18 protein-coding genes are annotated in these 26,132 nt (G+C 45.3%); all 18 read left to right on the plus strand.

The window, feature by feature from the left end:
- Positions 1 to 136: 136 nt before the first annotated feature.
- Positions 137 to 1,036, plus strand: a complete 900-nt coding sequence (gene galU / locus EDY99_RS04720) for a UTP--glucose-1-phosphate uridylyltransferase GalU (RefSeq protein WP_101453338.1) — start codon at positions 137 to 139, stop codon at positions 1,034 to 1,036.
- A 40-nt stretch (positions 1,037 to 1,076) separates the two neighbouring features.
- Complete coding sequence (locus EDY99_RS04725; protein ID WP_033644230.1) at positions 1,077 to 1,970, plus strand: sugar phosphate nucleotidyltransferase; 894 nt, start codon at positions 1,077 to 1,079, stop codon at positions 1,968 to 1,970.
- A gap of 297 nt (positions 1,971 to 2,267) precedes the next feature.
- Positions 2,268 to 3,401 carry a polysaccharide export protein gene (locus EDY99_RS04730; protein ID WP_101453515.1) on the plus strand — a complete coding sequence of 378 codons (1,134 nt, stop codon included), beginning with the start codon at positions 2,268 to 2,270 and terminating at the stop codon, positions 3,399 to 3,401.
- Positions 3,402 to 3,416: 15 nt separating this feature from the next.
- Positions 3,417 to 3,851 (plus strand): protein tyrosine phosphatase, encoded by a 435-nt coding sequence (locus EDY99_RS04735; RefSeq protein ID WP_101453337.1) that lies wholly within the window; start codon positions 3,417 to 3,419, stop codon positions 3,849 to 3,851.
- 16 nt (positions 3,852 to 3,867) lie between these two features.
- Positions 3,868 to 6,057 carry a polysaccharide biosynthesis tyrosine autokinase gene (locus tag EDY99_RS04740; RefSeq protein ID WP_089196806.1) on the plus strand — a complete coding sequence of 730 codons (2,190 nt, stop codon included), beginning with the start codon at positions 3,868 to 3,870 and terminating at the stop codon, positions 6,055 to 6,057.
- A 139-nt stretch (positions 6,058 to 6,196) separates the two neighbouring features.
- Positions 6,197 to 7,285 (plus strand): glycosyltransferase family 4 protein, encoded by a 1,089-nt coding sequence (locus EDY99_RS24490; protein WP_164489257.1) that lies wholly within the window; start codon positions 6,197 to 6,199, stop codon positions 7,283 to 7,285.
- A gap of 71 nt (positions 7,286 to 7,356) precedes the next feature.
- Entirely contained in the window at positions 7,357 to 8,526 is a 1,170-nt protein-coding gene (locus EDY99_RS04755) for an EpsG family protein (RefSeq protein ID WP_164489258.1), read from the plus strand.
- Positions 8,527 to 8,619: 93 nt separating this feature from the next.
- A complete protein-coding gene (locus EDY99_RS04760) occupies positions 8,620 to 9,678 on the plus strand; it encodes a glycosyltransferase family 1 protein (protein ID WP_101453333.1) in 1,059 nt (352 codons plus the stop codon).
- Between the two features lie 109 nt (positions 9,679 to 9,787).
- Positions 9,788 to 10,939, plus strand: a complete 1,152-nt coding sequence (locus tag EDY99_RS04765) for a glycosyltransferase family 4 protein (RefSeq protein ID WP_101453332.1) — start codon at positions 9,788 to 9,790, stop codon at positions 10,937 to 10,939.
- Positions 10,940 to 11,000: 61 nt separating this feature from the next.
- On the plus strand, positions 11,001 to 12,020 hold the full coding sequence (locus tag EDY99_RS04770) for a hypothetical protein (protein ID WP_144236192.1): 1,020 nt from the start codon (positions 11,001 to 11,003) through the stop codon (positions 12,018 to 12,020).
- A gap of 535 nt (positions 12,021 to 12,555) precedes the next feature.
- A complete protein-coding gene (locus EDY99_RS04775) occupies positions 12,556 to 13,614 on the plus strand; it encodes a glycosyltransferase (protein WP_158524116.1) in 1,059 nt (352 codons plus the stop codon).
- Positions 13,615 to 13,703: 89 nt separating this feature from the next.
- Positions 13,704 to 15,227 carry a hypothetical protein gene (locus EDY99_RS04780; RefSeq protein ID WP_164489259.1) on the plus strand — a complete coding sequence of 508 codons (1,524 nt, stop codon included), beginning with the start codon at positions 13,704 to 13,706 and terminating at the stop codon, positions 15,225 to 15,227.
- Positions 15,228 to 15,238: 11 nt separating this feature from the next.
- Positions 15,239 to 16,216, plus strand: coding sequence for a polysaccharide pyruvyl transferase family protein (locus EDY99_RS04785; RefSeq protein WP_101453329.1), 978 nt, complete (start codon positions 15,239 to 15,241; stop codon positions 16,214 to 16,216).
- A 310-nt stretch (positions 16,217 to 16,526) separates the two neighbouring features.
- Positions 16,527 to 19,175: a DUF4214 domain-containing protein gene (locus EDY99_RS04790; protein WP_123061512.1), complete on the plus strand. Its 2,649-nt coding sequence runs from the start codon at positions 16,527 to 16,529 to the stop codon at positions 19,173 to 19,175.
- A gap of 380 nt (positions 19,176 to 19,555) precedes the next feature.
- Positions 19,556 to 21,322, plus strand: coding sequence for a type I secretion system permease/ATPase (locus EDY99_RS04795; protein ID WP_033642470.1), 1,767 nt, complete (start codon positions 19,556 to 19,558; stop codon positions 21,320 to 21,322).
- Between the two features lie 54 nt (positions 21,323 to 21,376).
- Positions 21,377 to 22,708, plus strand: coding sequence for an HlyD family type I secretion periplasmic adaptor subunit (locus tag EDY99_RS04800; RefSeq protein WP_033642471.1), 1,332 nt, complete (start codon positions 21,377 to 21,379; stop codon positions 22,706 to 22,708).
- 2 nt (positions 22,709 to 22,710) lie between these two features.
- Positions 22,711 to 24,087, plus strand: a complete 1,377-nt coding sequence (locus EDY99_RS04805) for a TolC family outer membrane protein (RefSeq protein WP_089194479.1) — start codon at positions 22,711 to 22,713, stop codon at positions 24,085 to 24,087.
- Between the two features lie 608 nt (positions 24,088 to 24,695).
- A complete protein-coding gene (locus EDY99_RS04810) occupies positions 24,696 to 26,120 on the plus strand; it encodes a mannose-1-phosphate guanylyltransferase/mannose-6-phosphate isomerase (protein WP_089194480.1) in 1,425 nt (474 codons plus the stop codon).
- Positions 26,121 to 26,132 lie beyond the last annotated feature (12 nt).

The raw sequence follows: 26,132 nt of genomic DNA on the forward strand, positions 1-26,132 counted from the left end.
ATTTTTCATAACAGCGTTTTGGCAGCTATAAGCCAAGGGCGGTAGCGTGTCTGCTCGAATAGTTTGCGTTGCCATGCTTTGCCTAAAATGTGTGATTTATACTATATAAATCAGCTAATTGCTTGTGGAAGTGGAAATGCAGAAAAGACTGAAAGCTGTGATCCCAGTGGCGGGTTTAGGAACTCGTATGTTGCCGGCAACCAAGGCGATCCCTAAAGAAATGTTGCCGGTGGTCGATAAGCCACTTATCCAATATATTGTCGGTGAGTGTGTCGCTGCCGGCATTAAGGATATCGTGCTGGTTACCCACTCTTCGAAAAATGCGATTGAAAACCATTTTGACACTTCTTTCGAGTTGGAAGCCGTGCTGGAAGCGCGTGTAAAACGCCAGCTGCTGGCTGAAGTGCAAAATATTTGCCCGCCGGATGTGACCGTGATGCAGGTGCGTCAGGGGCAAGCGAAAGGGCTTGGGCATGCGGTATTGTGCGCGAAACCCATGGTAGGGGATTCCCCTTTTGTCGTCTTGTTGCCAGATGTGTTGTTGGATGATGCAACCGCGGATCTTCGTACAGAAAACCTGGCTAAAATGATCCAACGCTTTGAGGCTACAGGGTGCAGCCAAATCATGGTTGAACCGGTACCAGAGCAGGATGTGTCAAAATATGGCGTAGTGGATTGTGCGGGAGTAGCACTGGTTGCAGGCGAAAGTGCGCCGATGTCGGCAGTGGTGGAAAAACCCGCACGCGAGGAAGCGCCATCTAACCTGGCGGTTGTGGGGCGCTACGTGCTTTCCGCTGCTATTTGGCCGCTGCTCGAGAAGACGCCTCCAGGCGCGGGCGATGAGATCCAGTTGACCGACGCTATCGCCATGCTGATGGATGAGCAAGTAGTGGAAGCCTTCCATATGAGCGGTAAATCACACGACTGCGGCGATAAACTGGGTTATATGAAGGCCTTTGTGCAATACGGTCTACGCCATGCCACAGAAGGTGAAGATTTCTCGCGATGGTTGAAGCTGGCCTTGAATAACAACTAACATGTGGCTGAGTACGTTCACAAGATTGAAGAGGACGAGCATGACGAAGTTGAAAGCTGTCATTCCTGTCGCTGGCTTGGGTATGCATATGCTACCGGCGACTAAAGCGATTCCTAAAGAGATGTTGCCGATCGTCGATAAGCCTTTGATTCAATACATTGTTAATGAGTGCGTAGCGGCAGGTATCAAAGAGATCATTCTGGTTACGCATTCATCTAAAAATGCAATAGAAAACCATTTCGATACGTCCTTTGAATTGGAAGCGATGCTTGAGGCTCGCGTTAAGCGCCAGTTGTTGGATGAAGTCCAATCGATAACGCCGAAAGGCGTAACGTTGATGCATATTCGGCAAGGGCAACCTAAAGGGCTGGGTCATGCGGTACTTTGCGCCAAGCCATTGATCGGAGACTCTCCTTTCGTGGTGCTGTTGCCGGATGTGTTGCTTGACGATGCTAAAGCCGATCTGAAAAAAGATAACCTGGCGCATCTCATTTCCCGCTTTGAAGAGACGGGATTGAGCCAGGTGCTGATACAGCCTGTGGATGAGCGCGTTTTGCGCAATTACTCCGTTGTGGCGTGCCAGAACAATGTGTTGCAGCCTGGCGAATCTTCACCCATTACCGCGATTATCGAAAAACCGGACAGCGATGTTCAACTGAAGTCCAACTATTCAGCCGTTGGGCGCTACGTGCTTTCAGCCACTATCTGGCCCATTTTGGAAAAAACCGAGCCGGGTGCCTGGGGACGCATTCAGTTGACGGACGCGATTGCCGAATTGTTGAAACATCAGACGGTAGAAGCCACAGAGTTGGTTGGCGAGTCGTTTAACTGCGGTGAAAAGATGGGTTACTTGCGGGCATTCGTGACATATGGCTTGCGTCATCCAACGCAGGGTAAGGCCTTCCGTGAGTGGGCTGAACAACTCTCTCTGTAGTGTTTATCAATTACTCTCATGATGGCTGGTCTGGAGCGATATCCGACCGGCCTCTGCTATGTTTAGGCAAAAACGACGGTGCTTATGCTGCTCTTTTTATTTAAGAACTATGCAATAATGCTCCTAGGCTTTCAGTCTAACAAATCTGAATTCAACACTTGCTCAATGAAAGTGCGTTTTAGGATGTACTCATGGGAGCATTGATAACTCATTTCGCTGAGTGCCGCGGTAGGCGCCATGGTTGGCCTGGGACTTGGCATTACATGCATTTTTTACTTTGAAAGTGATGATAACTCGATGGCAAAAAAACAATGGAAACTGATACCGCTTCTGGTATCTATCAGTGTGGTCAGCGGCTGTACTATCGTGCCGGGCTCTCATCTTTCAACCAGTGGTAAAGACGTCGTAAAACAGCAAGATAGCGATTTTGATCTCGATGAGCTGGTTAATATTTACCCAATGACACCAGGCTTGGTTGAAAAAATGCGACCCAAACCTGTTGTTGCACAAACTAACGCTTCACTTGAGCGTGAATTGCAGAACTATGAATACCGAATCGGTATCGGCGATGTTTTAATGGTCACGGTTTGGGACCACCCTGAGTTAACTACACCTGCTGGGCAATATCGCAGTGCCAGTGATACCGGTAACTGGGTGAATTCCGATGGAACCATTTTTTATCCTTATATCGGCAAAGTGAAAGTTGTCGGCAAGACCATGGCGCAGGTTCGGATCGAAATTGCCAACAGGTTGGCGCAATATATCGAAAGCCCGCAGGTTGATGTCAGCATTGCCGCTTTCCGCTCGCAAAAAACTTATGTCACTGGTGAAGTCGCCAAATCTGGTCAGCAACCTATTACGAACGTGCCATTGACTATTATGGATGCGATCAATGCCGCGGGTGGGCTCTCCGAAAATGCGGATTGGCGTAACGTGGTGTTAACGCACAATGGCAGAGAACAGCGTATTTCTCTGCAGGCGTTGATGCAACGTGGGGATTTGACACAAAACCATCTGCTTTACCCTGGTGATATCCTCTACGTTCCGCGAAATGACGATCTGAAAGTTTTCGTTATGGGTGAGGTTAAAAAGCAAGCCACCTTGAAAATGGATCGAAGCGGTATGACCTTGACTGAAGCGCTCGGCAATGCGGAAGGTATGGATCAGAACTTTGCCGATGCGACGGGGGTATTTGTTATTCGTCCGCTGCGTGGTGCTGAAGGTAAAAAACTCGCGAATATCTATCAGCTAAATGCCTCGGATGCCACGGCAATGGTTATGGGGACAGAATTCCAGTTGCAACCTTACGATATTGTTTATGTCACTACTGCACCGCTCGCACGCTGGAACCGCGTAGTCACTCAATTGCTGCCGACTATCTCTGGTTATAACAGTCTTACCGAAGGTACTCAGCGTATCCATAACTGGTAGTTGAGGCTAACTAAAATGTTTGATTCAATTTTAGTGGTTTGTGTAGGTAACATATGCCGTTCCCCCACGGGGGAGCGGTTGCTAAAAAAAATGTTGCCAGATAAAAAAATAACCTCCGCAGGGCTTGGGGCCTTAGTGGATAAACCTGCGGATGCGACAGCCGCCGATATTGCTCAACGTCATGGGCTTTCTTTGGATGGGCACCAGGGGAAGCAGCTTACCTCATCTCTGTGCCGTGAGTATGACCTGATTCTTGTAATGGAAAAGGGGCATATTGATGCCGTATGCCGATTGGTCCCTGAGGTTAGGGGGAAAACCATGTTATTTGGCCATTGGCTAGGCCAGCGTGAAATTGCTGACCCTTATCGCCAAAGCCATGAGGCTTTCGAATTTGTATTTAAGCTTCTTGATGAATCAGCCAAAAAATGGGCTGACGCCTTAAGCCGATAGCTATTCAGGATTACCAATGTCAGAAAAAATTAAAGTAACTCATTCGGGAACCGAGAAATCAGAAAGTATCGATATGGGGCGCCTTGTCGGAGAACTAATTGATAATAGATGGTTGATTGTTACAGTCACGTCTTTTCTTTTATCGCTCGGTGTTCTGTATAGCCTTTTCTCTACACCCATTTATCGCGCTGATGCAATGCTTCAAGTTGAACAGAAGCAGGGAAATGCGATTTTAAATAGCCTCAGTCAAATTTTGCCAGATAGCCAGCCTCAATCTGCGCCAGAAATTGCTTTATTGCAATCACGAATGATTTTGGGGAAAGCAGTCGATGAATTGAACTTGCAGGCGAGCGTAGAACAAGATTATTTCCCTGTCTTTGGCAAAGGTTGGTCTCGTTTAAATGGAGAAAAAGCCGGTAAATTAGACATTAGCCGACTCTATTTGCCTGCCAACGAAAATGCTAAAGGTGTTCCTGAGATCATTTTGACCGTTCTTGACAACAAACGTTACAAAGTTGAAAACGATGCAATTAGCCTGGAAGGCCATGTTGGTGAGCTGTTAGAGAATAACGGTATTTCCTTGATGGTGAATGCAATTGATGCTGAACCGGGGACGAAGTTTACCGTAAAATACAAGAGCAAACTTGAAGTAATTAATGAGCTACTTAAAGTTTACTCTGTTGCTGACCAGGGTAAGGATACAGGGATGTTATCCCTGACGTTGACAGGCGAAGATCCCGTTAAAATTCGCGAGATTCTTGATAGCATTGCCAACATCTACATGGCACAGAACATTGCTCGTCAAGCTGCGCAGGATGCCAAGAGCCTCGATTTCTTGCAGGAGCAAATGCCTAAAGTCCGTTCAGACCTGGATATTGCCGAAAGCAAGCTTAATCAATACCGGCAACAGAAAGATTCCGTGGACTTGAATCTTGAGGCTCAGTCTGTCTTAAACCAGATTGTCAATGTTGATAATCAATTGAACGAGTTGACGATTCGCGAGGCGGAAGTTTCTCAGCTGTACACGCAAAGTCATCCAACCTACAAAGCTTTATTAGAAAAACGTAGCACGTTGGAACAGGAAAAGAAGAAATTGAACAAGCGTGTTTCCGCTATGCCTGAAACACAACAAGAAGTATTGCGGTTAAGTCGTGATGTGGAGTCGGGGCGAGCTGTGTACATGCAGTTACTTAATCGGCAACAGGAGCTAAGCATTGCTAAGTCCAGTGCAATTGGTTATGTCCGAATCATTGATTCTGCGATAACTGCACCTAAGCCGGTTAAACCGCAGAAAGCGCTCATTATTTTGATCAGTTTAGTCTTGGGCGGTGTTTTCTCTGTTGGCCTAATCCTTGCGAATATGTTCTTGCGTCGGGGTATTGAGTCGCCAGAACAGCTTGAAGAGCTTGGTATCAACGTCTATGCGAGCGTTCCGGTTTCTGAATGGTTGATCAAGGAAAGCTTGGACAGCAAGAAAAAGATCAAGTCCATTTCGACGGTTAAAAATAACCGGAAGGATGCAGTATTTCTTGCAGTTGAAAACCCTGCTGATTTGGCTGTGGAGGCGATACGCGGTTTACGTACCAGCCTGCACTTTGCGATGATGGAAGCCAACAATAAAGTATTGATGATTTCTGGTGCCAGCCCAAATGCGGGTAAGACCTTTGTGAGTAGTAACCTGGCCGCCGTGATCGCCAATACAGGCAAGAAGGTTCTTTTCATTGATGCCGACATGCGTAAAGGTTATATACACAAGAATTTTGGTTTCGAAAATACTGATGGCCTTTCAGATGTGTTGTCAGGAAAAATCCCGGTAGAACAGGCGATAAAGAACGTTGCTTCTGCTAATTTTGACTTTATTTCTCGTGGGCAGGTGCCGCCTAACCCTGCGGAGCTGCTTATGCATGAACGCTTAGCGGCATTGCTCACTTGGGCTGACAAGCATTATGACTTGATTGTTATTGATACGCCGCCAATTTTAGCTGTGACGGATGCGGCGATTATCGGTGGCTATGCCGGGACAACATTGTTGGTTGCCAGATTTGAGCAAAATACCGCGAAGGAAATTGAGGTTTCGATCAAGCGCTTTGAACAGAGTGGTGTTGTAGTTAAAGGCTGCATCTTGAATGGCATGGTGAAAAAAGCAAGTAGCTACTATGGCTATGGCTACAATCATTACGGCTACTCTTATTCAGATAAAAAGTAATTGATGAAGACTAAAGCTGACATTCTAAATCAATGTCAGCTTTATTTTCTTGGTCAATGTAGCTGCCTTTAATATCTGAAACATGGCGCTTCTATGACGTGTTTCACCAAATAATTGTTATTCTTTAGAGTACCACTTTATGAAAAGCATTCTCATACTGAGTCACACAAGAAGCATATCTACCTTTAAAATCGGTAGCCATCACTATGCTAATGAACTACAAAGCGAAGGACGTCAGGTGAGTTTTTCTGGGGTGCCGTTTAGCTTTATTCATTGGGTATTAAGAAGAAAAAATAATACGGGCAGCAAGAAAACCAACGAGGGTGTTAAAGTTGTAAATATAAGAGCATTGTTGCCAATTACAATAAAATATAATTATTTTTTATCAAAGGTGAATCTTCTTTCGATGCGGTTGTTTACCCCAGGAGATTTTTTTGATAAACATTACGATGTAATAATCTGCGATACGCCTTTTTTTGAGCCGTACATAAAGAGAATGACTTACACAAAATTAATTTACAGACCTACAGATGATTATTTGTCGATCGCAGGGGAAAAGATAAGGTCGTATGAGGAACGAATTATACAAAGAGCAAATTGTATTGTCAGTACCTCTAACGTGGTTGAGGACAATCTTTTCAAGAATTACCCTTCAGTTATAGAGGGGAAAACCTGTGCTGTCATTGAAAATGGCTATGATTCAAGAGAGTTCTATAATAAAAATAGCGGATATCGGAATAACGCGGTTTATGTTGGGGCGCTTGATTTCCGCTTTGACTTTGGAATGTTGGCATTCCTTGCCAGTAATCGACCAGATTTCATTTTTGATATATTTGGCCCCATCGATGAAAAGTATCGCCAGAGTGTCGAAGAAATAAAGAGGCAAAACAGTAATGTCATCTTCCATGGCGAAATTGACTATGGAAATGTTTGTGACATTCTCAATGAACATAAAATAGGGCTTCTATTGTTCAATTCAAGCCAGGCCAACGTAGGGCGTAGTCCTATGAAACTCTGGGAGTACTTATCTTCGGGGCTGAGTGTTATTTATTCCAATATTAACTTGAATGCTTCTATTGGGTGTTTATATAAGTATCACGACGAAAACGATGTCTTATATGCGTTTGATATGGCTGCCAGCAGTGAGAAGCTTGAATCTTCTGCCAGCGAGGATATTGGAAAATATTCATGGAAATATAAGGCCAGTGCCCTTGCGAAATATTTCTAGCAACCGATTATAAAAAGAGATGTAAAAAATTTATGCTCAGTACATATGGTACATTCGGGAATATAAGAGTTATGCCAGTGCTATTCGCGCTGCTTATGACTCTTCCTATCGTAGTCTTTCCATTCTCCCCATTGTTAGGCTACTATATCTCTATTATTTTATTGCTAACCGTTTCTGATTTATGTAATGCGAAACCAATAAGGGTCTACTTCTCTCTTATTGCATTGGTCTGTGGGGTTCTGGTTTCTGCTTCGAGAGTACATCTGACATCAGCAAGTGATGACTTCGGCCATTATTATGCTTCTTATCTTTCTATTCTTCATGGTGGAACAATATTTCAATACGCCGGAGGCGTGGAGTTCTTACTCTCGCTTTATTTTAAAATTCTGGTAATGATTTTTGGAAACCTTCATCCTAGTAGCATTCTTTTCTTTGTTGCGCTGCTCAACAGCTTCCTTTTCTATCTATGGCTAGAAAAATTTGGTTTGAATAGGGTAGATGACAAGTTAAAGTCACTATGCATCGCGGCATCACTGACATTTTACATGTTCACAATTAGCACATTGTTAATGCGCCAAATGTTGGCAACGCCTTTTTTGTTATTTGCTCTTTCTTATACGTTACGTAGCAAGATGGGAATTCTCTCCCTTCTTCTGGCATCTTTTGCACATTTATCCTCTATACCGATTTATTTCATCATTCGTATTTTGATGTCAGAAGACAGAAAGAAAAAGAATTTAATGGTTTTGTTCTTTCTGGTTGTTTTGGTTCTTTTCTCTCTGCTCGTTAAGTTTTCTTCCTCCTTTACTGGTCTGCCGGTTATTGGGATCTTGGCATTTAAGCTTGAGTATTATGGCCGGGTTTCATTATTTAGTTTTGACAGAATAGATTCGTATGTCAAATATTTGGTTGTCATGTTGATCGCTTCAATATTTTTCTTTTCTGAAAAGCATAAGGATTGGAAGAGCTTACTCTATTATGGTGGTGCAATTTATATTATCTGGTTACCAATACCGTTGATGTCTGGTCGGATATTTTTGATGTTAGGGACGGTGGCGTTAGGTTACATTATTTTTCTTTCCGCCTATAGAATGAGTATAGTGCTGAGATATTTCTTGGTCATTTACTGTGTTTTTAGGGTGCTGACATTAGGTATTTATTATACAAATAATAACGACGGATTTGATTTATGGTATAGCTATCCCTGGATATCCGAAAATGCATTTTACTTTGTTAGATAACCATAGGGTGAGAATCTGATTTTTACGTCTAGGATGAGTTACGAGTTCAATAAAATCAGGCAAGCCATATCCGGATGTGTTAAAGAGGGGATGATGATTTATATTAACGGTAGGTTTTTAACCCAAAAGACAACCGGTGTACAACGTTTTGCCGAAGAGGTCGGGAAAGCGCTAGCTGGCATACGGAATGATGTCGTCTTCCTTGTACCTGAAAAAACTCAGGTAGTGAAAAAAGAGTTTCTATCTAACTTTAATGTGCAAGAAGTTAAAGGTGGCAACGGGCATTTTTGGGAGCAGTTTACTTTGCCCAAATACCTGAAGCGATTAAATTCTCCGTTACTTCTTAACCTATGTAGTACTGCTCCTGCATTCTATAAGAACAAAATAGTTACACACCATGATATCACCTATGTCCGATTCCCTGAAAGTTTCTCGAAGCCGTTCCGGTTATGGTATAGGGCTTTAGTTCCTATTATGATAAAAAACTCGAAATGTTTGCTAACAGTCAGTGAATTTTCTAAAAAAGAAATTTCGACATTTTATCGTTGTGAAAACAAGCGGGTAGAAGTAATAAGCAATGCAGTTAGTAAGGAGTTTCAGCCACCACAGCCATCTTTAGGCAACAGTATACATAGTAGTAATCAATATGTGCTTGCCGTATCTTCACCTAATTATCATAAAAATTTTCATGGGTTAATCGAGGCATTCTCTGCAAGCAACCTCGATATTAAATTGAAGATTATAGGTGATCGAGCCGGTACTTTCAGTAAAGTAAAATTCTCTGAAGATGACCCAAGGATTGAGTTTCTCGGCCGGGTTAACGACGACGAGTTGGTTGCTCTTTATCAGAATGCCAAATTTTTTGCATTTCCATCATTTTATGAAGGCTTTGGGATACCTCCGTTGGAGGCCCAGGCTTGCGGTTGTCCCGTTATATCATCAGATCGAGCTTCTTTGAAGGAAGTGCTTGCCGACAGTGCTGTGTACTTTTCACCTGATTCAAAAGCAGAAATTATTGAAGCTCTGGAGTCTGTAGACAAGGATGCATCTCTGAGAGAAAGTCTGAAAAGAAAGGGTGAGAATAATGTTACCCGTTTTTCCTGGAGCTTTTCTGCTGAAAAACTGAATAAAATTATTTCAGAAGTTCTGTAGTTAAGCGTGACGGTAAAAAGTACGGGATAATTCCATATTGAAAAATTGAAATTATTAATCCGTTAAAACTACAGCGGCTATTAATGTTGGCTTTTAAGGTGAATCCGAGATGAGTAATCCAAGTGTTGGCGTTGTGGCCGATTGGTTAGTAACCTACGCAGGGGCAGAGCGTGTCATAAAAGAGTTTATAGACATGTATCCAGAGGCTGATCTTTACTCTGTGGTCGATTTTCTTTCAGACGATGCCCGCAGTTTTTTCCATGGAAAAAAAGCAACAACAACTTTTATTCAAAAATTACCTAAATCAAAAAAAGCTTACCAGAAGTATCTACCCTTTATGCCACTTGCGATAGAGCAGCTTGATGTTTCAAAGCATGATATTGTGCTATCAAGCAGTCACGCAGTAGCAAAAGGGATCCTGACAGGCCCAGACCAGTTGCATATCAGTTACGTTCATTCCCCTATACGTTATGCGTGGGATTTACAGCATCAATACCTGAAAGAGTCAGGTCTGGACCGGGGGCTGAAAGGACATCTTGCGCGATGGATTCTGCATAAAGTGAGAATGTGGGATTATCGCACTGCTAACGGCGTTGACCATTTTATCGCTAACTCTGATTTTATTGCTCGGCGAATTAAAAAAGTCTACGGTCGAGATGCAGACACTATATATCCACCGGTTGATGTCGAGCGTTTTTCCTATCAGGAAAACAAAGAAGACTTCTATTTTACTGCGTCACGTATGGTCCCCTATAAAAGGATCGATTTAATCGTCGAAGCTTTTGGTCACATGCCTGATAAAAGGCTTGTTGTGATTGGCGATGGTTCTGAAATGGCTAAAATCAAGGCAAAAGCTAAAAGCAATGTCGAGATTCTCGGCTATCAGTCAAATGAGGTTATGCTTGAGTGTATGCAGAAAGCTAAGGCATTTGTATTTGCTGCTGAAGAGGATTTTGGCATTACACCTGTTGAAGCTCAGGCCTGTGGCACGCCAGTGATCGCCTTTGGCAAAGGTGGCTCCTTAGAAACGGTGCGTCCATTTGGTGTATCGAAAGCGACAGGGGTATTTTTTGCCAATCAAACCGTTACTTCTGTTGTCGAAGCTATTGAGCATTTTGAAAACATTGAGTCATCTATTCTACCCCAAGATTGTCGTGATAATGCTTTACGGTTTTCCGTTTCACGTTTCCATAAGGAAATGGAGAAATATATAAGTGATAAATGGAAGGTGTTCAATAGCTCAAAAATGATTGAGTACTGATATGAGTTATCTCTAGATAATATTAGTGACCCACATGCCAGGCTTTTGAGAGGTTTTTATCATGAAAAAATTAGCGCACATTCTCCTGATTGCTTCAATTTATATTGCCTCAGGCTTTGGATACTCATACGCATTCTATCCTGGTGTTGGTGTACACCCTAATCAATTTAAAGGAAGTGCTGAGGAACTTATCGGTTTGATGGAGAAGTACCATGTTAAATCATTTCGGACCGACTATCCATGGAGCTTGGTCGAGATTCAAAAAGGTGTTCTGAATAGCTCAAAAGATACGACCGACCGTGTTATCAGTATCGCTAAAGAAAGTGGGATTTCCCCTTTAATTATATTGGATTATGGGAATAAGAACTACGGTGGCGGCAAACCACTTACACCAGAAGCGTCAGCAGCTTTCGTGAATTATGCAGCATGGACGGCAAGGCATTTTAAAGGTAAGGCTGATATCTTCGAAGTTTGGAATGAATGGTCGCATCGTAGTGCCAACTCGAACGAGGCCGTGAGTGAAGCCTCTGCTGAGGCTTATTTTCAGCTAGTTAAGGCAACTTCACTGGCAGTCAAAAAAGAGAACCCTGCAGCTAAAGTTATTGCAGGTGGTTTCAATCCTCTTGGTAACGATGATAAAGAGTGGGGAGTAATGTTGGTTAAATTGGGCATTCTCAACTATGTTGATGGTATTTCTCTTCATCCCTATTCTTATCAGAACAGAACGGTTGCCGACCCAAAATTTAATCTTAAACGAATCGAACTCTATCAGGAAGAGTTGAGCCAAATTGTTGGAAAAATGGTGCCGTTTTATATTACAGAGGTTGGATATCCAGCCTATCCAGGTGGCGCTAACCTGACTGACAGTGAAGTTGCACAGTACGCTTATGAGTATATGACATTAGCAAGCAAACTGAACTATATTGCCGGTGTCTGGTGGTATGACTTTATCGATGATGGTAGTGATAAGAATAAGAGAGAAAATAGCTTCGGCATCCTCAATAATGACTTGTCAGAAAAAATGGTGACGAAAGAGTTTAGCGGTGCTTTAAAAACGATAAACAGTGGCGCTGAGCGTTAAATAATCATATGCTTATATTGTAGTTGCCAAGTGTATAACAGATAAAAGCCATGTTTATTTTTAAACATGGCTTTTTTTTTGCGCAGTTAATTGAGGGTGCTAACTTATCAAGAGTTATTATATTGTAAAAGATACGTTTGTCCGCTGTTAGCACATTTTTCTATTTTTACCAGTCCAAAGTGGTTTTTTTAGGCTTCCCACCTCAGCAGTTATCCTCACTCATGCTATGCACCTCCTTTTTGCTTGTTCATTCCTTTGCCTTTTCTGTTTCCAAATTTTTTCTTATTAAATCATGTAATTACTCCCCGATTGCTTTACATGGATTAGGCCGAGGAGGCAAAAAATGACTCTGTTTGCATTTTTATTTTAATCATGGTAAGAATATTATTATGTGTAAAAATGTGAGCTGAGGCAAAGAATCCGCCAATAAAAATGGATGTTTTTGGTTATTTGGGGATAATCTTTCCAGTGTTTTTCTCCTCAGTTGCTATACTTTTCTGGGCTGTTAATGGTTTTAGCTGTTTTACGAGGGTGTATGTTAAAAGGCAGGAGAGTCGCAGTTATTTTTACAGCATCCATTCTCGGTGGTCATGAATTAATGACGGTCGCTCATCTAAGGCGATTCAAGAAAAAAGGGATAGAGATAGTGTGCTACATTCCCTTTGATAACAAAAAGTTATCTGAGCTATTGCAAGCGTCAGAAATAAAACACGATTTCCATGATGTTCGCCATGGAAATATAGAAATAATTCATGCCTTTTTGAATCCAAAGCATATTTTTCATGCGGCCAGTTTCCTTACTAGGATAAAAAAACGACATGACTTCACCTTTGTAATTCAAGGCGATATAGAATTTGGTGCTGTTTTTATCAATGCAGGGAAAATTCTGGGGATGAAAAATATTATTAGTTACCTTCCCTATACGCATAGCTTCAAAAAGATGGATAGCTGGGCTCCTTCCGTTAAAGATTTCTTTGCCAAATTCGTATATAAAAACTGCAACTGTTTTTTCACCATCTGCGATGCGACAGCTAAGGATATCACTACCAAAAATAGTAATGCTGCTGTCCGGGTTTTGGAGAATTTTGTCACCAGGCCAGAAATGTCTGAAATAAGAGGCGTAGGATATGAGTTTATACCATCAAATGAAACGTTGAAAGTTGTCATGGCGGGGAGGGTGCTTTTTCGTCAAAAAGGACAGGATATACTTATTAACGCATTAAAAAATATCAAATTCCCTCTTGAATTACGAGTTTTTGGCGATGGCCCGGATCTCAAGCGATTAAGGGAGTTGGCTGCTAACCTCTCTCCGAACATCCAAGTCGTTTTCTTAGGGTGGAAAAATAATGTTTGGACAGATTCTAAAGATATAGACTTCATTGTCATTCCATCACGATATGAAGGGGTTCCATTAATAATGCTTGAGTCTTTGGCGAGAAATATACCTGTTATCTCACCAGCTAGAGATGGAATGATTAATTATCTGAAAGATGACTCACTTTATAATATTGGCAGTGCAGATTTCGAAGCGTATGAGTTGAGTAAGAAAATATCAGATTTTTTCTTCAAGAGGGAAAATAAAAAAGTGACATAATCAGCGTATACCTTTCTATTTTTATAAGGGTGTTAAAAATTTTCCTTGTTGACTGAAATATGACGCCAGTGAACAGGAAGGGAGGGGACGTGAATAATAGGAAAACGTTGCTGCTTAATTCTTTTGCTTTATATGGCCGAACGTTGATATTGATGTTTGTCACTTTGTATACCTCGCGTATGGCGCTAAATTCTCTTGGCGTCTCTGATTTTGGTCTCTATAGCCTTGTTAGTAGTGTCATCTTTTTGTTTGCTTTCATTCAAAATGTTTTTTCACTTTCCACGCAAAGATTTCTTACTGTTGAGGTGGCAAAAGAAAGTGAGCAATTTGAAAAAAGGTTTGCCTCTATTATTATTATGTACTTGGGGATCTGTATCCTTGTCTTTTTTTTGGCGGAAACGGTAGGCTTATGGTTTGTTTTGTCGCAAGTGAATTCTTCAACTGTAAGCACTAACGATATCTTCCTGTTGTACCAATTCACAATAATAACACTCCTTTTTCAAATTATGCAGACACCTCTTATGGGATACTTTCTCGCCACGGAAAAGATGTCTTTTTTTGCTAAGGTTGGAGTATTTGATGCTTTTCAACGTTGGTTGATGGTTTTTATATTCTCGTCTTTCGACTTTCAAAATAAAGTTGTTTCTTATTCTTGTCTTGTTCTCATTGGTTTTGTTTTTGTTTTTATTGTGTACGTTTATTTTTGTTCAAAATACGTTCGGTTATATAGAGGATTTTTCTCAAGAGATATTGACTTGGTCTTTTTAAAGGAGGTTCTGTTATTCTCTCGTTGGCCATTGTTAGGTGCGTTCAGTATTGTAAGTGTTTCCCAATCAATTGCATTCTTAGCTTATTACTTTGTAGGGTTGGTCGCTAATGCTTCTATCTGGTTAGCTGAACAGGTCCTGAGCGCCTTTAATCGGGTTACTGGTGCTCTGCAAATGGCCTTTGCTCCGAAAATAATTAAGAGTGGCTCTTTGGGGCATTATGATGAGATGAATTGCTTAATTTTTCTATCTTGCAAGCTGACTGCATTTGCCTCGATATTGTCAGGTGTGCCTGTTTTTGTTTTTGCTGATTTCGTGAGTACTGTATGGCTTGGTGATGTGCCAGATTATCTCCCCGGTTTTATTCGAATTGTCATTGTTTATGCGTTCATTGATTCCTTATCCAATCCTTTTGTTACTGCTATATATACAAAGGGGGAGTTAAAAAGATATCAATTGGTCATATCTCTTATTCTTGGGTTTTCCGTTCTGTTGATGACCGCTTTATTTTTCTTGCATTATTCAATCTATTTTGTTCTTTTTATAAGGGCGCTGTGCGTGCTGATACTGCTCGTGTTAAGAGTTTTGTGGACGCAAAGTATTTTTCCTCTCTGTAATCTGAATGTTTTTTTGGTTAAGCTTCTCCCAAGATTTTTGATTGTGGCAATAATTTCAGTTTTGACTTGTCTTTATATTAAAGATAAGATTCCTTATGGTTATTTTTCTTTGTTAATGGTTTCTTTTTTTAACTTGTTTTTTGTTGCTATAATGTTCTTCTTTATCGTTTTTGATTCTGATGATAGAGCATCATTTCTCAAGTTGCTTAGGAAACTGAAGTACAGTTAGAGGGGGTTGTAATGACAAAGTATGGATTTCTGACTTACGAAAGTGATCTTTACCGTAAAAGAGGGTGGATTAATTTAGGTGATTATGTACAAACCCTTGCCGCCAGGCAGTTTCTCCCTTCGTGTGATATCCCAATTCCACGTGATGCTATAGGTAGTTATCATGGGGAGCCAGTGAAGGTGATAATGAATGCATGGTATATGGACTCACCAGAAAATTTCCCACCCTCCTGTAATGTTTATCCCTTTTATACGTCTGTGCATATCAATGCTTCGGTTGAAAATAAAATATTTTCTGCTGAAACTATTTATCACCTGAAGCAACATGCTCCTATAGGATGCCGGGATTTCTATACGGTAAGCTTGCTCGAGAAATATGGTATACCTGCATATTACTCGGGGTGTATGACTTTGACATTAGGCAAAACATATAAGCGAAATTCCTGCTCGGATGATATTTATTTTGTTGATGTTATGTATGACGCCCTGACACCGTTTGAACTCATGCGGCAACCTCTGCGATTGGCCAAACGAATTCTTAATGGGCGTGTGGCAGAGTTTTTTCATAAGAAAAAGGTTCTTAAGGAATGCTTCGATGCGGAGCTATTAAGGAAAGTCAAAGTAGTGACTCAAATAGTTCCTTACGCTCCCTATGAAGTCGGCATTGAAATGGCTCATGATTTTTTAATAAAACTTTCTTCGGCTAAGTTGGTTGTCACGTCACGTATTCATACCGCATTGCCTTGTTTGGCGATGGGGACACCTGTCATTTTTATCAATGGTGGCTTTAAAAACAAGATAGATAATTGCCGATTTGATGGTCTGCTTGATTTTTTTAATCGAATTGATGTTGATAGTAGAGGGAGGGTGACGAGAAATTTTGGTTTGCCAAACGATAAAATAAATAATGATACAGTTGTCGCGAATGGCGATAAACATCTTGATTATTCATGCTCTTTGATTATGGATTGTATGAAGTTTATTGATTAGTGTTATTTTAATAATCTTACTAGAGAGTTTTTTGTTGAGTTTTTATTTCTTTTTTAATCATGGTCTATACTGTTTCGTGCGTTATTATTCGCAAGGAAATGTATTGCTTGTTAAGTAAATTTTTATGTGGATTGTTTTCATTCATTAATGTTTTTTCTTATAGGATTATCTTTAGTTTGTTTTCTTTTTGCTGTTTGACAACCCTGCTTTTTTGATCTTTCCTTAACTGGCGTGCATTCGCATGTTTATTTTTTGATTTATGTTAACTTTTTGATATCTGAAATAAATTTTTAATTTTGAGGATATACTTATGGCTTCTCAAGTTTTGCTGTACCAGAAGGTTGTGGCAGCGATTCAATATGCTGTTCTGGGTCATAGTACTTTTACCGGTCCAGCGGCTTTTGATGCTGATGCTGGCCAAATTCGGACGGGACAAATTACCGCACAGACATACGTGGGTAACCTGCTGGCTTCTGCTGAAGGGCAAGCCTTGTATGGCTCAAGCACTTCATTGGATATTTTAAGAACGGTTTATACCAAGGTTTATGGTACTGCACCGGCTGACAGCGTTCTCCAGGGCATTTTGGGTACTACGTCGCTGAATAGTGCTATCTATAGCGCAATTGATAACTTATTAAACTATAAGCAGTTCGACAGTACTAACCTGGCTGCACAAACCACCCTCGACAACCACGTTGATGCTCTGCTGTATAGTAATTACGGTACTGCGGCGTGGAATCAGTGGAGCGTAGCGCTGGCCAATCAAGAGCAGGTTGCCTCGCTTTATTTGGCTGCTCCTTATCGAGCTGCCGACGCCAGTGGTTTGAGTTTTTGGACTACTTACTTATTGCAGCCAGGAAACACATTCGCGCTTCTGACTCAAAAACTTCTTGCTTCCTCTGAGTTTCAGCAGAAAGGCGCTAACTTAACTGGTGATGCGTTCATCCAGCACATTTTTAATGGTGTGTATGGTGTGAACGCTACTGCTTCTCAACTAGCGACTTATAACGCCTTGGGAACGAACAAATCTGTCATTACGCAGGCTATCATCAATGACTTACGTAACTCGACGGCTACCGATGCCACTACAGTTACGCAACAGCATGCCTTTGAGTACCAGATTGGTACCAGTCTGGTTTACAACACTGCTGCAGCCTTGTCGTCATCTGCTTCCGGTGGTAATGCCATTGGTACGATCAACTCGGGGCTGTCCCACCAGATCAGCAATGCTGAAACGGCGGTATTGACTGATGTTCAACTCAATGCGAGCACAGCCAGCCTGGTCAACCTGAAGTTTGCCGATCACCTGGCCAACCTGACTATCAACGGCACCAGCGCGGCAACGGTTAACCTGTCTGACAACGGTGTCAACCCAGGGGTTGCTGTCACCGTCAACAACGGCAACGTGATCCTGAATGCCAGCTCCGGCGCAGACAACGTGGTCGTTACTTCGACGGCAAACATCGCGACCGGCACGGCGAAGTTTAACCTCGGCGCCGGTAACGACAGCCTGCACTGGGCGGGCAACGGTGTTTCCGGTGGGGCGAACACTGTCGCGAACACGGTTAAGGCTGATGGCGGCGCAGGTACCGACTCCATCTCCGCCAACTTCATCACCAAAACCGTAGTGACTAACCAGAACGCCCTGGGCGTTCGCACCAGCACAGTGAGCAGCAACGCCAACAACTTCTCGAACTTTGAGCAGATTGATCTGACCGGCTATATCGGTAAGTCTGTCGGTACGCTGATTACGACACCGCTGATTGGTTCACCGACCACCACCAGCGTCACTACGCCAACCAACACCTTCGACTTTGGCCTGACCAACGGCACGTCTACGGTAGAAGGCACTACGGGCGGCACAGTCACCCAGAACGCAGCGGCGACCAACCTGGGGACGCAAGGCTTCGTGATCTCCGGCCTGGCTAACGTCAACGTCATCAACGCTGCCGGCGGTAACGCCGCACAGCTGGAAGTGAAAGGTGACGCGACCTCCGCCAGTACGCTGAACTTTACCTTCGTCCAAAACGCCACCGACCACTTCAACATCAACTTTGATGCGGTGAGTTCTGCCAACGTGAATGCCGGCGCCATCAGCCTGAACAGCAGCAGCAGCCTGATTGGTGGTACTGCATTGAGTACGGTGAACGTGGCTTCGGGCGGGACCGGTAGTTTTGACAATATCTTGTCGTTGGCCGGCACCAATGCGCAGGTTCAGACCATCAACGTGACCGGTGATCACGCGCTGGATCTGACGCTGGGCAGCGGTTTTAGCAACGTGCGTGATATCAATGCATCCACTAACACCGCTGGTCTGAATCTCGACTCCAGCCATGGCGGCACCGGTGACGGCATTATCATTCAACTGCTGAACATTCTGCCGCTGAGCGTCGTCACTACCAACCTGCTTGCGCCTGTGCTGACGGCGTTGGGTCTGAACGGTTATCAACTGACCGTAGAAGGCTCAAGCGCTGCCGACACTTTGGGCGTGATTGGCAACACCACGCTGACCGGCGGTGCGGGTGCGAACATCTACGACATCAAAGCGAGTAATACGCAGGCCGGTGTGACCATCAAAGACTTTAGCAGCCTCAAAGACAAGATTGTCGATGTTAACCATGGCGGCCTGACTATCTCCAATGACGCCAGCGGCACGGCGGTCGCGGACTACGGCACGCGCTCAGCAGATACGCTGGATGCGCTGTTGGGGACCCTGGTGGGCGGTTTGACCAATGGCGTTATCGGCCTTCTGGGCGGTATTCTCGGTCTGGATGGCAACAACTCGCTGACGTCGAAAGTGGGTGTGGCATCCGTTGTATTCAGCGGTGGCGGCAATACCGCCAGCTCCTATGTGATTATCGACAACAATGATAACCACGCGCTGGATCTTAATGATACCGTCGTATACCTGACTGGCCAGAACCACCAGCAATTGGTGGATACTCTGCACTACGCCTAAGGGTAAAGCTGCAAGAACAAATAATTCCACATGGAACTATTTGGGGTTAAATAATGCGGGGGCGTAATCCCCCGCATGTTTAATTTTGTGAGCGGCGTCATTCTCTCTAAGTTATTCCATTTCGTTATCTTCCCTTCTTGCTTTTATTTTCTCATATCGCATTGTTTTATTTGGCTTTTGTCAGGCGCGTTGATCGGCTTTTTTTTTATGGCCCACCTTGCCGGTTTTCACTTTCTCTACCTATAGTTAACGAAAGTATCTGCAGTCTCGGGCATTTCTTTGAGGTGAGCCTTCTCGGGATAATTCTTTTTTTAGGAATTTCTTTAGGGAGGGGGTCAATGCGGATTGGACTGACAGTGCACATGATGTAAGGGCAGAACGTGAATCAATTTATCCCGCGCAACGAAATTGCGGATGTTATACGTACACGCAGCAAAGTCTTCTGGACCGTTGGTATATTTACTGCGTTTATTAACCTGTTAATGCTGGTTCCTTCCATTTATATGCTCCAGGTTTACGACCGGGTGCTGCCTTCGCGCAATGAAATCACGCTGTTAATGCTGACGCTGATCATGCTGGGCATGTTCGGCATGATGTCGCTGTTGGAATACGTGCGCAGCATGGTGGTGATCCGCATCGGCAGCCAGCTGGATATGCGTCTCAACACGCGAGTCTATACCGCGGCCTACGAAGCGAATCTGAAAAACGGTTCGTCTGACGCCGGTCAGATGCTGAGCGATTTGACCAATCTGCGCCAATTCCTCACCGGTAGCGCGCTGTTCGCCTTCTTTGATGCGCCGTGGTTTCCGATCTATCTGTTGGTGATATTCCTCTTTAACCCTTGGTTGGGCCTTTTCGCCCTGGTCGGTGCGCTGTTGCTGATCGCATTGGCGGTAATCAATGAAGTGGTTTCGAAAAAGCCGCTGGGAGAAGCCAGCAAGCTGTCGATCATGTCAGGTAATTTGGCCAGCACCAATCTGCGAAATGCCGAAGTGATCGAGGCTTTGGGGATGTTGCCTAACCTGAAACGCCGGTGGTTCGGTCTGCACCAGCGGTTCTTGAACAGCCAACGCATCGCCAGCGAACGCGCATCGCGGGTCACGTCAATCACCAAGTTCGTGCGTATGTCGCTGCAGTCCTTAGTGTTGGGCCTGGGGGGATGGTTGGCGATTGATGGGCACATCACGCCCGGCATGATGATCGCCGGTTCTATATTGATGGGGCGAACGTTGGCGCCGATCGAGCAGGTCATTAACGTTTGGAAAAGCTATAGCGCGGCCAAACTTTCTTATGGCCGCTTGGTCAAGCTGCTGGAAACGCATCCGCAGCGTGGTACCGGCATGTCGCTGCCGCGTCCGGAAGGTGTGCTCTCCGTAGAAGGCGTGACCGCCACGCCTCCGGGATCGAAAGGGGATGCGGTGCTGCATAACGTAAGTTTTGCCATTCAACCCGGCGATGTGCTGGGGATTATCGGTCCGAGTGCGTCGGGCAAATCAACATTGGCGCGCTTACTGGTCGGTATTTGGCCTGTGAGCGAAGGGATAGTGCGGTTGGATAATGCCGACATCTACCAGTGGAACAAAGACGAACTGGGGCCCTATATCGGCTATCTGCCGCAGGACATCGAGTTGTTCGCCGGCACTATCGCCGAGAACATCGCTCGCTTTAACGACATCGATTCAGAGAAAGTGATTGAGGCTGCCAAGCTGGCTGGTGTGCATGAACTGATCCTGCGTTTCCCTAACGGTTACGATTCGGTGATCGGCAACGGTGGTGCAGGGTTGTCCGGCGGGCAGAAGCAACGTATCGGCTTGGCGCGGGCATTGTATGGCGATCCCGCGTTGGTAGTGTTGGATGAGCCTAACTCCAACCTGGATGATGCCGGCGAGAAAGCGTTGAACCAGGCCATCATGTTCCTTAAACAGCGTAATAAGACGGTGGTCCTGATCACTCACCGCACCAATCTGCTGTCGATGACCAGCAAGCTGTTGCTGTTGGTTAACGGGAACGTCAATGCATTCGGCCCAACGCAGCAGGTGCTGCAGGCGTTGGCGAATGCGCAAAAAGCGCAGGTGCCTCCGCAGGCGGTGCGTGCGGTGAACTCCGAGCCGGATGAAGGCGAAATCCCTAAAACTCAAATTAATTAAGCCGTGAACTTGCCCGGCGGCGCTTTTGCGTCGCCGACAGTCAAAGGAGTTGGTATGTCTACGCATATTGGCGAGCCGCAAGACTCGTATACTGAAGAGATCCCACAAGATGAACGGCGGTTTACCCGTATGGGGTGGCTGGTGGTCGGGATCGGTCTGTTCGGGTTTTTAGCCTGGGCGGCCTTTGCGCCGTTGGATAAAGGGGTGGCGTCGCCGGGATCGGTAACCGTTTCCGGCAACCGCAAAACGGTGCAGGCCCCGGCCAGCGGCATCATTAAGAATATTGCGGTCAGAGATGGCGACAAAGTGAAAGCCGGTGAGGTGCTGGTGCAGCTCAGCCAGGTGCAGGCTCAAGCTCAGGTTGATTCGCTGCGGGATCAGTACTACACCACGCTGGCGACAGAAGGGCGCTTGCTGGCAGAACGCGATGGGTTGAGCATAGTGACTTTCTCACCCATTTTGGACGCGGTGAAAGATAAACCTCGCGTGGCAGAAATCATTGCATTGCAAACGCAGCTGTTCGCCTCCCGCCGCCAAGCGCTGCAAAGTGAAATCGACGGCTATAAGCAGTCAATGGACGGAATCCGTTTCCAATTAAAAGGACTGCAGGATTCGCGCGGTAACAAACAGATCCAGCTTTCCAGCCTGCGTGAGCAGATGAACAGCATGAAGCAGTTGGCGGCGGACGGTTACCTACCGCGTAACCGTTACCTGGAAGTGCAGCGCCAGTTTGCCGAGGTAAATAGCAGCATTGATGAAACGGTGGGGCGGATTGGCCAATTGCAAAAGCAGTTGCTGGAATCACAGCAACGCATCGATCAGCGTTTCGCCGACTACCAGCGCGAAGTCAGAACGCAGCTGGCGCAAACTCAAATGGACGCCAGCGAATTCCGCAACAAGCTGCAAATGGCCGATTTCGATCTGGGCAACACCGCCATCACCTCACCGGTGGACGGCACCGTGGTTGGATTGAATATCTTCACTCAGGGGGGCGTCGTGGGAGCGGGTGACCACCTGATGGACGTTGTGCCCAGCCAGGCGACTTTGGTGGTGGATTCTCGCCTCAAAGTCGACCTGATCGATAAGGTGTACAACGGGTTGCCGGTGGATCTGATGTTTACCGCCTTCAACCAAAACAAAACCCCGAAAATTCCGGGAACCGTCACCTTGGTTTCCGCCGACCGCCTGGTCGACAAAGCCAATGGCGAACCTTACTACCAGATGCAGGTCACGGTCTCGCCGGAGGGCATGAAAATGCTCAGTGGCGAGGACATCAAGCCGGGGATGCCGGTGGAGGTGTTCGTGAAAACGGGGTCGCGCTCGCTGTTGAGCTATCTGTTTAAACCTATTTTGGATCGCGCTCATACTTCATTAACCGAGGAATAATTTTGATTCATTCAAAACGACAGGCTGCCGGTCTGGTTATCGGCACCCTTTTGTTTGCGATGTCTGCGCCGGTTTATTCGATAGGGATTTTAGACGCATATTCGCTGGCATTAGAAAAGGACCCGACCTTTCGGGCGGCTATAAAAGAGAAAGAAGCGGGGGATGAAAACGAAAATATCGGCAGGGCGGGGCTGCTGCCGAAGGTATCGCTGAATTACCAGAATTCGCCGCGTAACTGGCAAACCCAGAAATATCCGCAAAGCGACTTCTTTGGCAACATTACGGAAGCGACGCGGCGCCAGCAGTACCGCAGCTACTCCAGCTCGGTGACGCTGACGCAGCCGCTGTTCGATTATGAGGCCTATGCGCGTTATAAAGGCGGCGTGGCGCAGACCATGATGTCGGATGAGCGCTATCGCGGCAAACTGCTCGATCTGGCGGTGAGGGTGATCAGCGCGTATGTCGAAGTGGCCTATGCCAAAGATCAAATCGCCTTGGCCGAGGCGCAGAAAGCGGCTTATAAAGAACAGTTGGCGTTGAACGATCGTCTGATGAGCGCGGGTGAGGGGACCCTGACCGACGTCTCCGAAACGCAGGCGCGCTACAGCCTGGCAGAGGCGCAGGTGATAGAAGCGCGCGACGCGCTGGACGCTGCGCAGCGTGAGCTGGAGGTGATCATCGGCGTGCCGTTGAATCAATTGGATGAGCTGCAGAGCTTACGGCCAGGGCAATTCAAGGTCGCACCGCTGATCCCGTCGAAGTTTGAAGAGTGGCAAAAGATCGCCCTAGAAAACAACCCAGTGCTGGCCGCCTCGCGCCATGGCGTCGATGCGGCGAAATACGAAGTGGAGAGAAACCGCGCCGGCTTTATGCCGAACGTGCAACTTTACGCTTCGCATTCGGAAAACGACTCCAGCAGCGATAACACGGTTAACCAGAAATATCGTACCGACAGCATCGGCGTGCAGGTGAGCCTGCCGATTTACTCCGGCGGCGGCGTGGCGGCCTCCACCCGGCAGGCCGCGGCGCGCTACGGCCAGGCGATGGCCGAAATGGACACGCAAGTCGGCACGACGCTGAACGATCTGCGCAAGCAGTTCAATCTGTGCATCAGCAGTCGTGCCAAACTGGCGGCCTACGAATTGGCGGTGAAGTCGGCGACTACGCAGGTGACGGCGACCCGGCAGAGCGTGTTGGCGGGGCAGCGCGTCAACGTCGATGTGCTCAACGCCGAACAGCAGCTCTACAGCGCCCAGCGTGACTTGGCCTCCGCCAAATACACCTATATCAAGTCTTGGATTACCTTGTTGAGCGATTCCGGCACCTTGGACGAGAAGGATGTGCTACGCGTGGCGCAATATTTTTCTGCAGGACGCTGAACAATAATTCGACGAACAGGTTGCTAACCCTAAGTATAAATCTGAAAGAGCAGTTCAAAGCTGCTCTTTTTTGTGTTTATACGTTATGTTATCGCTTGATTGGCGAGGTGAGATAAAAATAGCCTCCCTGTCTTATATAAGCCTTATGAAGTCAGATGTGGTGATGTGTTAACACGCCTTATCGCCGCTTGGTATGCGATGTTTGCCTGGTGACAAACATCGTAGTAGTGACCATTAATGGCAACAAGTGGACGCATACATCAGTGATTGGTAACTGGAAGCCAAGGGCGGTAGCGTTGTATTTTTTAATTTATTGATTCTTATGGCTTTTGTTTTTTCGATTTGATGCTGTCAGTGCCAGGGCCTCACTCGGAGTGCCGGAGCCATGTTGTATAATAGTAAGTCACGTTCCTGATATTAACATTATGTCCTCAGGTTATTCTTATTATTGGTTTGAAAAATCTTACCAGTCATTTGCAGGGTTTTGAGAATTATCACATTAACAATTTTAAAGATTATTTTCGAACGCACTGATTTTCCTATTTCTTATCAAAAATTATAGTTATTAAAGCTCATGTTGAAATAACAGATTAGCGAAGGGTTAAATTATGTCCAAGATAGTCCCGGTAATTATGGCCGGAGGAACGGGTAGCCGCTTATGGCCTTTGTCTCGAGAATCTTTTCCTAAACAATTCCTGTCGATTGACGATAGTGGTTTAAGCCTATTGCAGCAGACGTTGGTGCGCTTGCAGAATGCTTCCAATCTAGAGATTGCGGCACCTTTAGTGATATGTAACGAAGAGCACCGTTTTTTGGTCGCAGAACAGTTGCGTGAGATCGGCCAACTGGGGACAAATATAATTTTGGAACCTATGGGGAGGAATACTGCACCAGCTGTGGCTTTGGCGGCTCATCTGGCGGCAGAAGAAGCCTTTGACGGTATGCTTTTGGTATTGGCTGCCGACCATTTGATCACGAAAGTGAGCAATTTTCATGAGGCAATCAATACGGCTACTCAGTTTGCCACACAAGATCGGCTAGTGACGTTTGGTATTATCCCTCAGCATCCAGAGACGGGTTATGGGTATATTAGACGTGGTGACAGCCTCTCCAAGGAGTGCTTCAAAGTTGATGCCTTTGTTGAGAAGCCTTGTCTGGAAAAAGCAAAAGAATATGTCGCTTCCGGCGATTATAGCTGGAACAGCGGCATGTTTATGTTCAAGACGGAGAAATTTCTCAGCGAGCTGGAAAAATTTAGCCCGGAGATTTACCAAGCGACTAAAAAATCAGTCATGGAGAGCCAACGCGATATGAATTTCATTCGCGTGGAGCAAGAAACCTTCCAATGCTGCCCGAGTGACTCCATTGACTATGCCGTGATGGAAAAAACCCAGGATGCCGTTGTGATCCCGATCGATGCAGGATGGAGTGATGTCGGTTCGTGGTCGTCATTGTGGGATGTATCTGCAAAGGACCATTCGGGAAATGTGAATGTTGGGGAGGTTATCTCCATTGATTCAAATAACAATTACATATCTTCTGACTCTGCTCTGGTGGCTACGATAGGGTTGCATGACATGGTTGTTGTTACGACCAGCGATGCCGTGCTTATTGCTACCAAAGATAAGGTTCAAGAGGTAAAGAAAATCGTCGAGGAACTGAAAAAGCGCAATCTTCATCATTTCCGGCAACATTCCTCCTCTTACCGTCCGTGGGGGAAAATTTGCGATATCGACAGTGGCGTTCACTTCCAGGTAAAAAAAATCATCGTGCGCCCTGGCGAGGGGCTTTCGCTACAACGCCATTTACACCGTGCGGAGCATTGGGTAGTGGTTAGCGGAACGGCGAAAGTGAATGTCGATGATAAAGAGTTCTTTCTGTCCGAAAATCAGTCAACTTTTATTCCTGCTGGCAGCGTGCACACATTGGAAAATCCAGGGAAAATCAATCTGGAAATGATTGAAGTCAGATCGGGACGCTATCTGGAAGAGGATGATATCGAACGATTACACGATCGATATGGCAGAACCTAATTAAGGAATCTT

The organism is Serratia sp. LS-1, from assembly GCF_003719595.1.
GTDB lineage: Bacteria > Pseudomonadota > Gammaproteobacteria > Enterobacterales > Enterobacteriaceae > Serratia > Serratia ureilytica.

What these genes read in the sequence shown, in the direction of transcription:
- EDY99_RS04755 (WP_164489258.1), top strand. Translation starts at nt 7,357, where the DNA reads ATGCCAGTGCTATTCGCGCTGCTTATGACTCTTCCTATCGTAGTCTTT.
- galU (WP_101453338.1), top strand. Translation starts at nt 137, where the DNA reads ATGCAGAAAAGACTGAAAGCTGTGATCCCAGTGGCGGGTTTAGGAACT.
- EDY99_RS04800 (WP_033642471.1), top strand. Translation starts at nt 21,377, where the DNA reads ATGTCTACGCATATTGGCGAGCCGCAAGACTCGTATACTGAAGAGATC.
- EDY99_RS04725 (WP_033644230.1), top strand. Translation starts at nt 1,077, where the DNA reads ATGACGAAGTTGAAAGCTGTCATTCCTGTCGCTGGCTTGGGTATGCAT.
- EDY99_RS04760 (WP_101453333.1), top strand. Translation starts at nt 8,620, where the DNA reads ATGATTTATATTAACGGTAGGTTTTTAACCCAAAAGACAACCGGTGTA.
- EDY99_RS04790 (WP_123061512.1), top strand. Translation starts at nt 16,527, where the DNA reads ATGGCTTCTCAAGTTTTGCTGTACCAGAAGGTTGTGGCAGCGATTCAA.
- EDY99_RS24490 (WP_164489257.1), top strand. Translation starts at nt 6,197, where the DNA reads ATGAAAAGCATTCTCATACTGAGTCACACAAGAAGCATATCTACCTTT.
- EDY99_RS04730 (WP_101453515.1), top strand. Translation starts at nt 2,268, where the DNA reads ATGGCAAAAAAACAATGGAAACTGATACCGCTTCTGGTATCTATCAGT.
- EDY99_RS04810 (WP_089194480.1), top strand. Translation starts at nt 24,696, where the DNA reads ATGTCCAAGATAGTCCCGGTAATTATGGCCGGAGGAACGGGTAGCCGC.
- EDY99_RS04765 (WP_101453332.1), top strand. Translation starts at nt 9,788, where the DNA reads ATGAGTAATCCAAGTGTTGGCGTTGTGGCCGATTGGTTAGTAACCTAC.
- EDY99_RS04770 (WP_144236192.1), top strand. Translation starts at nt 11,001, where the DNA reads ATGAAAAAATTAGCGCACATTCTCCTGATTGCTTCAATTTATATTGCC.
- EDY99_RS04775 (WP_158524116.1), top strand. Translation starts at nt 12,556, where the DNA reads ATGTTAAAAGGCAGGAGAGTCGCAGTTATTTTTACAGCATCCATTCTC.
- EDY99_RS04740 (WP_089196806.1), top strand. Translation starts at nt 3,868, where the DNA reads ATGTCAGAAAAAATTAAAGTAACTCATTCGGGAACCGAGAAATCAGAA.
- EDY99_RS04785 (WP_101453329.1), top strand. Translation starts at nt 15,239, where the DNA reads ATGACAAAGTATGGATTTCTGACTTACGAAAGTGATCTTTACCGTAAA.
- EDY99_RS04735 (WP_101453337.1), top strand. Translation starts at nt 3,417, where the DNA reads ATGTTTGATTCAATTTTAGTGGTTTGTGTAGGTAACATATGCCGTTCC.